Below are 243 nucleotides of genomic sequence, written 5' to 3'. Positions count from 1 at the left end.
GTTCGTACGCCTGGAGACTGTAATTAGAATTGTGTAATTGCCTGTTTTGGTATGTTCACTCCAACAGCGGAGACAGGCAAAGTATGTGGACTGACCCCGCCCCGGTAGACGATCCTGCTCTATAGTTTGAGCATAGGAAGAGCATATGGGCACACCACGATTTACACCTGAATTTAAAGAAGAGGCCGTCCGTCAAATCACGGAACGCGGCTATTCCGTTGCCGACGTATCCGAGCGACTGGG

1 protein-coding gene is annotated in these 243 nt (G+C 50.6%); it reads left to right on the top strand.

The features are described from left to right. Positions 1-145 precede the first annotated feature (145 nt). A partial coding sequence (locus Dpoa2040_RS08095; protein WP_168640935.1) for a transposase occupies positions 146-243 on the top strand: 98 nt, incomplete at its 3' end.

Source organism: Dickeya sp. CFBP 2040 (genome assembly GCF_012273755.1).
Classification (GTDB): domain Bacteria; phylum Pseudomonadota; class Gammaproteobacteria; order Enterobacterales; family Enterobacteriaceae; genus Dickeya; species Dickeya poaceiphila.
Note: the sequence above shows the minus strand (reverse complement) of the source record. Positions and strands in the feature narration are given on the sequence as shown.